Below are 8,918 nucleotides of genomic sequence, written 5' to 3'. Positions count from 1 at the left end.
TTACGACGATCAAAAAGGCCAGCATAATTCGCTGGCCTTCTCTTTTTAGTTAGCTTAGATTAACTATTGCGCAAAGCGGCGATGCGTTTATCAAGCGGTGGGTGACTCATCAATAATTCCGTCATTGAACGTTTACCGTTGATACCAAAAGCCATCATGGAACCTTCCAATTGAGATTCTTGCCCCATTTTTAAACGCTCTAACGCCGCAATCATCTTGTGTTTACCCACAAGCTTTGCTGCACCTGCGTCGGCGTGGAATTCGCGATGACGGCTATACCACATCGTAATAAAGCTCGCGAGGAAGCCAAATACCAATTCCAGCACCATAGAGATGCCAAAATAAACCATCATATTGCTACCGCCACCCTCTTCTGAATCACGAGACGACACGATGTTTGCGATAAAGCGCGATAAGAAAATAACGAAGGTATTAACCACTCCTTGCATTAAAGTCATCGTGACCATATCGCCATTGGCAATGTGGCTCACTTCATGCGCCAATACCGCTTCGGCCTCGTCACGCGTCATGCTGTGCAATAGCCCCGTTGAAACAGCGACGAGAGAATCATCACGTTTAGCGCCTGTTGCAAAAGCGTTGATGTCCGGCGAATCATAAATTGCTACCGTTGGCATACCAATACCCGCTTGCTGAGCTTGACGACGCACCGTTTGCACTAGCCAATGCTCAGTTTCGTTACGTGGACTTTCAATCACCATTCCACCTACCGAGCGCAGAGCCATGCTCTTTGACATCAATAATGAAATAAATGAGCCGCCAAAACCAAACAACGCGGCCATGACGAGCAAGCCAGATAAACTGCCCGGCTGCATCCCCGTCACAGCATAAACAATATTTAATACAAGGCTAAGAACCAGCACCACCGCAAGGTTGGTTGCTAGAAATAACATGACTCGCTTCATTACTTATCTCCGAATGAAAAGCTTATTATGAGTGTAGGCTGCAAGCGACGCTAGCATAAACCTACACAATTTTTCATATACATATAGTCTAAGATTTGAAAAACAAGGTTAAGCGATAAATTGAAACATTTAATGTCTGACGCCGAGTTTTCTAAAATCTGTTATTGAACAGCAAGATGGTTAACCTACCCTTACAGCACGTGATGGGCAATTGAACTCATAAGACTTTGGTCGTATTGAGAGTCCCAGCTAAAGTGACTACATTGCATGGGAAACAGACATTTTCGACGGACAAAGGACAGCATCATGGCTGAAACGAGCAACTATCAAATGGCGATTGATTTACTGTGTTGCCACTTAGGTCTCTCTGAAGATGAAGCTAAACAACAATTGGGAATTGGCAGCACACCATCCGCGCAGCAACAAATATCTGACACGCAACAAGCACTGATGGGGCTGATGCAAGAAAAATAGCCGTTAGCAAGGCTGGCGAGAGTTTATGCTAGCTAAATTGAAACAGCGCCGCTCATGGCATCATGGGTGGCGCTGTTTGTTTGTGTTGCCTACAATGACCGTGATTAATCTCGCGGCGGCGCTGGCGATAGTACTTCGCGATTACCATTATGGCCGGGAGCGCTCACAATACCTTGTGCTTCCAGCTGCTCTACAATTCTTGCAGCGCGGTTGTAACCGATTTTAAATCGGCGTTGTACACCTGAAACTGAACCTCGACGCGTTTCCACTACATGTTCAACCACTTGATCAAATAGCGGATCCACTTCTTCATCACTTTCCATCTTCTCACCGGGTAGCAAGGCTTCTGGCCCTTGGTCACCATAAGTGATCTCTTCTATGTAGTTCGGCTTACCGCGTGCTTTCCAGTTGTTTACCACCGCATGCACATCTTCATCCGAGGCAAACGCACCGTGAACCCGGATCGTGTGGCTAGAACCCGGTGGTAGATAGAGCATATCGCCCATACCGAGCAGTGATTCCGCACCACTTTGATCCAAAATAGTTCTTGAGTCGGTTTTAGTCGAAACGGTAAACGCAACGCGGGTCGGAATATTCGCTTTGATTAAACCGGTGATCACATCAACCGATGGACGCTGAGTGGCCAAAATAAGGTGAATACCCGCAGCTCGAGCCTTTTGTGCCAAACGCGCGATCAACTCTTCTACTTTTTTACCCACCACCATCATCAGATCAGCAAATTCATCAACAACCACGACAATGTAAGGCAGTTTTTCCAGCAGTGGCGGTTCACTCTCCATACTGTCCCCTTCTCTCCACAAAGGATCGTGGATGGGGTGGCCAGCAGCAGCAGCCATTTTTAGCTTATCATTGAAGCCTTTGATGTTACGCACACCAAGCACAGACATTAATTTATAGCGACGTTCCATTTCACCCACACACCAACGTAAAGCATTTGATGCGTCTTTCATGTCAGTCACGACTTCAGCTAACAGGTGAGGAATACCCTCGTAGATCGATAGCTCTAACATTTTCGGGTCAATCATAATAAAGCGAACGTCTTCTGGGCTCGCTTTATAAAGCATGCTGAGGATCATCACGTTGACCCCAACCGACTTACCTGAGCCTGTTGTACCAGCCACCAACACGTGCGGCATTTTGGCTAAATCCGCGACCAATGCTTCGCCTGCAATGTCTTGCCCTAAAACGATGGTCGTGGGTGATTTCGCTTCTTGGAATTGACGGCTTTTTATAACATCTGACAAATAGACGGTTTGACGACTCATGTTTGGCAGTTCAAGACCAACATAAGGTTTACCGGGGATCACTTCAACCACCCTCACCGCCATTGCCGATAAGGAACGCGCCAAATCCATCGATAGGCTAGAAATACGGCTCACTTTTACGCCTGGAGCTAAATCTAATTCAAAACGAGTGATAACCGGCCCCGGAAAGATATCAACCACTTGCGCTTGGATTTTGTAATCCGCGAGTTTAGATTCAACCAAACGAGCAACCTCCTCTAATGCCTCTCGGTCAATAAAGTGTTCACGCTTTTCTGGGTGATACAGAAGTTCTAACGTCGGTAGTGGCTCCGTCGGTTTAGGCAGGTTAGTTTCTTTTTGCATTAAAAATGGATTTTGCTTGGCCGCCATATTGGCCTGAGCCGAAGACACCATGTTCTGAAAAACCGTCACATCGCTATCTTGCTGGCCTAACGGTGGCTCGTCATCTTCTGACATCACATCAAGATCAACAGCCAACGCTTGATCTGATTCATCTTCATCCAGCACATCCAAATTGGAAATAACCGGTTCAACACGCGACACATCAAGATAAACTTCTGTCATCGTAAGCGACGGATCGCTCACCTCTTCGTCCTCTGCCCATGCATATTGCTGAGCCTCTTGACTGGCATCGAGGTCGGCACTGGCTAATGCTTGGTGCTCATTAGCTCTTTCATCTACCCAGTTTGCCGATGAAAGAGCAAGGTCATCCTCTTCCAACGCAACAGATTCTAACTCTTCAATCGTTGCACTAAGCTGCTTGCTGCGATCAAATGGCGCTTCATCTGAGTGAGTTTCACTGAATTCAGGAGAAGTATTAGCCTGAGTTTTGGCCGCTGGCATGTGAATATTAAAACGTCTTGGCGAGTGAGTCTGTTCCAGCTCTTCTTCAACCTCTACCGCAGGCGTGTATTGCTCGGCCCCAAACGCATCGAGGGCTGATTTGACATATTCTTCATTTGGCAAACTAGACTCAACAACGGCTAAGTCTGCGGATGATGATTCAAGCGGCGACAATTCCATTGGCGACAAAACGGGCGCAATATCTTCATCTTTCTCACCACGTAATCGATTGATCAACGCAACGCCAAGAGAAATACTCATCGTGCCTAACCATTCCACGATGCTTAGCCAGGAGATACCCGTTAGCAGCGTAAAACCAGCGCCCCATAAAAAGAGCAATACTAAGGTTGAGCCTAGTAAATTAAGCGTTGGCAGCGCCAAACTGGTTAAGACATCCCCAATCACACCACCAGATGAAAAATACCAAATATCGTCAAAGTTGATATCCGCAAGGCCACAACTGGTCAAAATCAAGATGGTTAAGCCGAGTAAACGCGTTCCCCACAGCACAAAATCAAGGGGTTCATTCTCTTCTCTTTTACGCAGAAAAACCCATGCTAGCACAGTAATCATGAGCGGTATTGGGTAGGCCAGCGATCCAAAAATAAAGAACAAGGTATCGGCAATCCATGCGCCAATAATACCGCCTGCATTTTCAATATCGCCTCCCCACGCGGTTTGTGACCATGAAGGATCGGCGGGACTAAATGTTAATAAAGCGATGGAAAGAAGCACAGAGGCAAGCACAGCGACAATAAGCCCGCACTCTTTCAGACGTTGCGATCCATTGAGGCGTGAAGACTGAGGCTCTTCGCTGGTCTTAATAATGGTCTCAACTTTATTTTGGTTCTCTTTGAACATAAACCTAGATTCTGATTAACGCCAACACTCAAGGTTTATTGCGGCTTGATGTGTTGGTTTGGGTGAAAACAGTCCGAGCGGCAAAAGCCGCTCGGTTTGTTGTGTGATTTAACCACATCAAGGTTAAAAACCCAATTGGCGAACGTCAGAATGTGGAAAGAAGTACCACTATTCAGACAATCTGGCGTTATCGAGTTTTGATAACCAACTGGTTACTTTGCTTCACTTCTTCCATCACAACATAAGTGCGAGTGTCATTGACTCCGGGCAAACGCAATAGCGTATCACCCAACAATTTACGATACGCCCCCATGTCAGAGACTCGAGTTTTGAGAAGATAGTCAAAATCACCCGAAACAAGATGGCATTCTTGAATGTCATCCAGTTTTTGAACCGCAGTATTAAACTGTTCAAACACATCAGGTGCACCGCGATTCAATGTAATTTCCACAAATACCAACAGCGAAGCATCAAGATATTGTGGATTCAACAACGCGGTATAACCGGTAATGAAACCTTGACGCTCTAAACGACGTACACGCTCTAAACAGGGGGTTGGAGATAAACCCACTCGTTTTGATAATTCTACATTCGAAATACGACCATCTTTCTGCAATTCATTCAAAATATTGCGATCGATACGGTCTAAATCCTTGGACGGCCTTTTATAGTTGTCTGCCATTTTTTATTCCACCTTATTACTTCCTTGCAAAAATATATACTACAACTTTTTAATATTCAGTATCAAATTTTACACATTCACATCTATACTAGTCACAAATTCGAAACAACAACCCTACATATAGTTATAACAACCAAAAAAACCTAAGGAGTCAGGATGATCATTGGAGTTCCTAAAGAAATCAAAAACCACGAATATCGTGTGGGCATGATTCCCGCAAGCGTGCGCGAACTTGTCTCACACGGTCACCAAGTTTATGTTGAAACAAATGCCGGTTCCGGCATCGGCTTTTCAGACGATGATTACATCGCTGTAGGCGCATCCATTCTTCCTACTGCTTCTAACATTTTTGCGAAAGCAGAAATGATTGTTAAGGTCAAAGAACCTCAGGCTGCTGAACGAGCAATGCTCCGCGAAGGCCAAATTTTATTTACCTATTTACATCTAGCTCCAGATTTTCCACAAACTGAGGAGCTAATCAAGAGCAAAGCTGTCTGTATAGCCTACGAGACTGTAACAGATAATATGGGTCGCTTGCCACTATTAGCACCAATGTCTGAAGTCGCTGGTCGAATGTCTATTCAATCAGGTGCGCAGTGTTTAGAAAAATCACACGCGGGCTGTGGTTTGTTACTGGGTGGTGTACCCGGAGTCGCACCAGCAAAAGTGGTGGTGATTGGTGGCGGTGTAGTCGGTGCCAACGCAGCCAGAATTGCCGTCGGAATGCGTGCTGATGTGACGATTCTCGACCGAAGTGTTGATATGCTGCGTAAACTCGATGAAGAATTCCAAGGTCACGCTAAAGTCGTGTATTCAACAAAGGATGCGATTGAAAAATACGTCCTCGAAGCCGATTTAGTAATAGGCGCAGTACTGATCCCCGGAGCAGCAGCTCCTAAACTCGTAACTAAAGATCTGATTTCTAGAATGAAACCTGGCTCTGCGGTCGTTGATGTGGCAATTGACCAAGGCGGCTGCTTTGAAACCTCACATGCTACCACTCATGATGACCCGACCTATATCGTTGATGACGTCGTTCATTACTGCGTCGCAAACATGCCAGGCGCTGTGGCTCGCACATCAACTTTCGCCTTGAATAACGCTACGTTGCCTTATATTGTTAAACTGGCCAATAAAGGTTATCAACGTGCATTATTAGAGGATAAAGGATTCCTAGAAGGTTTAAACGTGATACACGGTAAAGTCACCTGTAAAGAGGTCGCCGAGAGTTTCAACCTTGAATATCTTGACCCATCTGAAGCTATCGCTCTGTTTAACTAACGATAACAATTTGCGGTAAAGCTCTCAATTCTTAGCCAAGTGCGTCATGCGCTTGGCTTTCATTTTTTAAAAGCGTGAACCAATATATTGCGTGGCGTTACTTTCCTAGCGCAAAACTGCTCAATCTGCACCTCATAGCCTTGCTCTTGAAGATAAAGTGCCTTATCCAATACCAACCAAAGCTCAATCATGCGGCGAAATGCCTGTTGTACTAAGCCTATCCTTTCCATCTGCCAAAAACGCTGCTCGCCTTTACGTTCATAAGCAGGCCAATCCACTTCTGGTAATGCGATGCCTTTTTGTGCCGCCGCCCAATAACAAAAAGCTAAAAATCCTTCGGCTAGTTGTGATTTTTTGAGGCTCGGAATTGGGCAATATTGATGATGCCCAAGCTCAGATCTTAGCAACAAATCAAAACCCAAACGAAACGTCATTTCTTGCAAACGATGACGGCGAACCCGCTCTCCCCCCGTAACGGTTTCTTGTAGCGGAATACGCAGCTCTTCTTTGGACAAGGCAAGAGAAGAAGTACGACCGTAGCTGGACATGGGTTGGTAGCTATCGGCTTTGATTAAATGGTAGCAACATGGTGAAAACGTAATCGCAGGCAAGCGATGAGCAACGGAATATTCGAGTAGGCGAACATGGAGATCACCACAGGCATGTAAAGCGACGGCATGCTGATTGGTATTGAAAACGCCAAACGCTTGCGGCTCAAAAGCGTCCCCTTGAATAAATTGCATCGGAAGATCATGTTCATCGGCGCATGCTTGTCCTGCATGGCAGAGCTGCGACTGATATTCAAAACTAGTGACTTTTTGTTTTGACTGCGCTGCGATAATTCGACCTAAAAAGCCTTTACCCGCGCACCACTCTAGCCATTCCGTTCCTGAATGCCTAGAGAGGAGTGATTCGCTCATTAAACGAATTTGTTCTAGCTTTCTGCCAGGGATCCCCTGCTCTAAGTAAGGGCTGAGTGCTTGCTGAGTATTACGAGGGGCATCTTGAAGCCTAATCATGATATCCGCTTCTTTTAACCCCTCGATATACGGATGAAGTTGCTCAATGAGCGCTTGCGGCGATGACTTTAAGCTATCGATACTGTCCAAAGATAGCGTTTGCAACCACTGATCCAGCCTATGATCTGAATGTTTCCAAGGTGAACTGTCTAAGCCACTATGATGAAAGGGCTCAAATCGCCAAAAACGTTGGTTTTCAATTAAAAAAGCATCGATATGTTTGAAAAGCGCGCGCATACATCCCCCTAGAAAGGCCAATTCTAGGAGGTGATGGTTTAATTAGAAAGTGTTTCGTTTTAAATGATCGAAATTTGCTTAACGAACTGGCAATTCAATGTCTTTAAACATCTCTTCTATTTCGATATTCGATTTTAACGAGGTAGCCCGTTCGACGACAGGGCGAGTAAGATGAGGCGCGAAACGTTCCATAAAGTCAAACATATAAGAGCGCAGAAATGTGCCTCGGCGAAACCCAATGCTAGTCGTGCTCGCACCAAAAAGATGGCTGGCATCAATCGCGATAAGATCGGTGTCGCGTGATTTATCTATCGCCATACTTGCGATAACACCCACCCCAATTCCCATTCGGACATAAGTTTTTATCACATCCGCATCGGTGGCGGTGAAGACAACTCGCGGCGTTAACCCTACGCGATTAAATGCAGTGTCTAACTCTGAACGACCAGTAAAACCAAACACGTAAGTGACCAATGGATACGCGGCTAAATCCTCAATCGTTACCCGTTCTTTTTTTGCAAGAGCATGATCTTTAGGCACAACAATAGAACGATTCCAATGATAACAAGGTAGCATGATGGCATCTTGGTACAGATGAAGCGCTTCTGTTGCTATCGCAAAATTAGCGGTGCCTTTTGCAACCGCTTCCGACATCTGACTTGGAGTACCTTGGTGCATGTGTAACGACACTTTCGGATAACGCGCAGTGAATCCTTTGATTACATCAGGTAACGCGTAGCGAGCTTGTGTATGAGTCGTTGAAATATTCAGCGTACCCATCTCAGGGTGCGTATGCTCCCCTGCCACGGCCTTAATGCTTTCCACACGTGAAAGGATCTCTTGTGAGATACGAATAATATCTTCACCTGCACCCGTGACTTGTGTCAGGTGCTTACCGCTACGCTCAAAAATTTGAATACCCAATTCATCTTCGAGTAAACGAACCTGTTTACTAATGCCTGGCTGAGAGGTATAAAGGCTTTCCGCAGTTGCTGAGACATTCAGGTTGTGATTAACCACTTCAACAATATATTTTAACTGCTGTAACTTCATTATTGGCCCCGTAATCCATTATCAAAGATCCAGATCTTTCAATCATAGTTTATAATTATTAGTTATAACGCTTAACACTCTCAATTCAAAGCTTGATGATTCAAGAGCGAAGAAAAAAGTAAGTATTTTGCGTAGCTGACTAAATTTTTGCCAACTATCGCCCAATCTAAGCAATAAAAGGCAGTTTTTAGGGGTTAAAACAGGAATAATAAAAATAGTCAATTTGAAGGTGTAGTGATAACTAAGGATCGTGTATTCT

At 45.2% G+C, this 8,918-nt stretch carries 7 protein-coding genes; 2 read left to right on the top strand and 5 right to left on the bottom strand.

The window, feature by feature from the left end; all coding sequences use genetic code 11:
- Nucleotides 1-59: 59 nt before the first annotated feature.
- Nucleotides 60-923 carry a protease HtpX gene (gene htpX / locus AACQ17_RS02560; RefSeq protein WP_013857168.1) on the bottom strand — a complete coding sequence of 288 codons (864 nt, stop codon included), beginning with the start codon at nt 921-923 and terminating at the stop codon, nt 60-62.
- Nucleotides 924-1,229: 306 nt separating this feature from the next.
- Here htpX and AACQ17_RS02555 point away from each other — a divergent pair, with 306 nt between their 5' ends.
- Nucleotides 1,230-1,397 (top strand): hypothetical protein, encoded by a 168-nt coding sequence (locus AACQ17_RS02555; RefSeq protein WP_017041998.1) that lies wholly within the window; start codon nt 1,230-1,232, stop codon nt 1,395-1,397.
- Between the two features lie 104 nt (nt 1,398-1,501).
- Here AACQ17_RS02555 and AACQ17_RS02550 read toward each other — a convergent pair whose 3' ends face one another.
- Nucleotides 1,502-4,387 (bottom strand): DNA translocase FtsK, encoded by a 2,886-nt coding sequence (locus AACQ17_RS02550; RefSeq protein WP_094147347.1) that lies wholly within the window; start codon nt 4,385-4,387, stop codon nt 1,502-1,504.
- Between the two features lie 187 nt (nt 4,388-4,574).
- A complete protein-coding gene (lrp, locus tag AACQ17_RS02545; protein ID WP_010317439.1) occupies nt 4,575-5,069 on the bottom strand; it encodes a leucine-responsive transcriptional regulator Lrp in 495 nt (164 codons plus the stop codon).
- Between the two features lie 156 nt (nt 5,070-5,225).
- Here lrp and ald point away from each other — a divergent pair, with 156 nt between their 5' ends.
- A complete protein-coding gene (ald, locus tag AACQ17_RS02540) occupies nt 5,226-6,350 on the top strand; it encodes an alanine dehydrogenase (protein WP_017041996.1) in 1,125 nt (374 codons plus the stop codon).
- A gap of 59 nt (nt 6,351-6,409) precedes the next feature.
- Here the strand turns inward: ald and AACQ17_RS02535 are convergent, their stop codons facing one another.
- Both AACQ17_RS02535 and cysB read right to left on the bottom strand, forming a co-directional pair.
- Entirely contained in the window at nt 6,410-7,606 is a 1,197-nt protein-coding gene (locus AACQ17_RS02535) for a methyltransferase (RefSeq protein ID WP_088721120.1), read from the bottom strand.
- 78 nt (nt 7,607-7,684) lie between these two features.
- On the bottom strand, nt 7,685-8,659 hold the full coding sequence (gene cysB, locus AACQ17_RS02530; RefSeq protein ID WP_010317444.1) for an HTH-type transcriptional regulator CysB: 975 nt from the start codon (nt 8,657-8,659) through the stop codon (nt 7,685-7,687).
- Nucleotides 8,660-8,918: the final 259 nt, after the last annotated feature.

It is taken from the genome of Vibrio sp. V10_P2A27P122 (genome assembly GCF_963874335.1).
Lineage (GTDB): Bacteria > Pseudomonadota > Gammaproteobacteria > Enterobacterales > Vibrionaceae > Vibrio > Vibrio anguillarum.
Note: the sequence above shows the minus strand (reverse complement) of the source record. Positions and strands in the feature narration are given on the sequence as shown.